Consider the following 2,259-nt stretch of genomic DNA (forward strand, 5'->3'; position numbering starts at 1 on the left):
TTTGGGAATGGTGTCGGCTTTGGGTAGTGGAATAATTAGCGTATCCGGCTTTGCCAGTGAATCCGGTTTCGTTTGCTGAGCCTGAACTTTATCGGTTATACTTATACCGAGTAAAATACTGGTACAAACGATGAAAGAACCGGCTGTTGACCGGACTTTTCCAAGGGGTTGAAGAGGTTCCATAGAACGAGTATCAGAGCAAATAGATGCACTACCATTTTTCTTAATACGTATCCTAAACACTCAGTAAATGTTCGATAGCGTTGGAAAGGTCCGCAGGTAATCTGTACTATGAATAGTCTTTTAAAGCTCAGGACTGGCGTGGGATTGAAGCCTGCGTAAAATCGAGTGAACTTGTTAAAAAAAATTATTCCACTTCGATACTAGCTGGGTTTACGGGAATACTTACAGGAAAGAACGCTACAAAAAATTACCTATTATCGTTTACATAATCTAGCCGAAGGAACGCTTAATTCCATTATCTAAAATCAAATAACACTCTCTATTACTCAGTTAGTGAATCAGTTACTAGTCGCGAAATGAAAGTTCATCTTTCCTTTACTGTTCAATCAATATTACTTCATAAGTCTTTTTCAATGAATGATCAAATGGACAATAAGCCACAAAAAAAGCAGCACGAAAGGCTGCTTTTTCTTTATACGATTAGCTTAGATACGCCGTAAATTAGTTTAGAGGTTAAGTGTGACACCGTTACATTTATTACTTATTGACTCTAGTTCCTGAAATAGGTTTCGTTCTTTTACAGATTCGATTTTAACGTACTTTTTTCAAAGCCATCGCCACGTGCTGCTGAACGCCACTTTGGTGATGAATAACTTTAGCCGCATTATTCCGTTCAAACCGATGTTCGCTAATAAAGTAATGTAAACCCACTAACAAACCCAAAGCTACTCCTACGGCTGCGATCATTCGTCCGGCCTGTACGGGCTGTACAATGAGCAAATTCGCACGAAGCGTTTTTCGCTCCATCCACCCTAGAGCGATCAAGCTCAAAAAAACAAAGGTTAACACAAGCATAGACGTAGGAGTTTTGGTGAAAAGGGTGTTCAACAAATGTATGATAATCTGTTTACTAACCAAACGCCTGCTTAAATTATTTATGATTATTACAACAAAGTTTTAAGTTTTTTTAATGAAACGTACGCTACTCCATAGGTGATGGAGTACATCTGGTCAGACTTTGGTACTTTTAAAGTATTGAATCATGTTCTGCTAACCTTAAATTTCTAATGAGGTCACGGTTTATTCTCTTCGCCCTGTTTTACTTATCGTATACGTTTGGCTTCACTCAAGTACCTAAACCTCTCCCGCCCGGCGAGATTCTACTGAATCTCAAACGCTTGAATGTACTCGGTTCGGCCATGTACATAGCAGCCCACCCCGACGATGAGAATACCGTCATGTTAGCCTGGCTCGCCAAAGAGCGACTGGTGCGTACGGGCTATTTGTCCTTGACCCGGGGTGATGGCGGACAGAACCTGATTGGATCGGAACAAAGCGAACTGATGGGTCTGATTCGTACCTACGAATTATTAGCCGCCCGCTCCATTGACGGTCCCGAGCAGTACTTCACCCGAGCCAACGACTTTGGCTTTTCAAAAAATACGGAGGAGACTTTAGAGGTATGGGGTAAAGATGCAGTACTGGCCGACATTGTGTGGCGAATCCGGAATTTCCGTCCGGATGTACTGATCTGCCGTTTTCCACCGGATTCCCGGGCGGGCCACGGAAACCACTCGGCCTCAGCGGCCCTGGCCGAAGAAGCTTTTCAGCTAGCGGGAGATGCCAGTAAATTTCCGGAGCAACTGAAGTACGTAAAACCCTGGCAACCCAAACGGATTGTCTGGAATACCTTTGCCTTTGGCGTAAATCCGGCCCAGCGGCCAGCGGAAGGTAGCTGGATTTCGGTAGAAATTGGCGGTTACAATCCCCTACTGGCGACCTCCTATTCCGAACTTGCCGCCGAAAGTCGTTCGCAGCATAAATCGCAAGGATTTGGTGTGCCCAGAACCCGGGGCGTGAAGATTGAGTATCTGGTGCATAAAGCGGGTGACAAAGCCACAAAAGATGTTTTCGACGGTGTAGAAACCAGTTGGAACCGGGTTAAGGGAGGTGCGGCCGTACAGGCGGTGGTCAATAAAGCCATCGAACAGTTCCGCCCCGATCAGCCCGCCGCCATCATTCCCTTGCTGGTACAGGCCTATCGACTCGTCGATAAACTGGACGATGCGTACTGGA

At 45.0% G+C, this 2,259-nt stretch carries 3 protein-coding genes; 1 reads left to right on the forward strand and 2 read right to left on the reverse strand.

Annotation, left to right across the window (positions count from 1 at the left end):
- Together ACOJTG_RS10280 and ACOJTG_RS10285 are read right to left on the reverse strand one after the other, a co-directional pair.
- A partial coding sequence (locus tag ACOJTG_RS10280; RefSeq protein ID WP_420153727.1) for a hypothetical protein occupies positions 1 to 183 on the reverse strand: 183 nt, incomplete at its 3' end.
- Between the two features lie 591 nt (positions 184 to 774).
- Positions 775 to 1,038: a hypothetical protein gene (locus tag ACOJTG_RS10285; protein ID WP_420153728.1), complete on the reverse strand. Its 264-nt coding sequence runs from the start codon at positions 1,036 to 1,038 to the stop codon at positions 775 to 777.
- Positions 1,039 to 1,250: 212 nt separating this feature from the next.
- On the opposite strand from ACOJTG_RS10285, the gene ACOJTG_RS10290 reads away from it, so the two are divergent.
- A partial coding sequence (locus tag ACOJTG_RS10290) for a PIG-L family deacetylase (protein WP_420153729.1) occupies positions 1,251 to 2,259 on the forward strand: 1,009 nt, incomplete at its 3' end.

This window comes from Siphonobacter sp. (genome assembly GCF_048595215.1).
Taxonomy (GTDB): domain Bacteria; phylum Bacteroidota; class Bacteroidia; order Cytophagales; family Spirosomataceae; genus Siphonobacter.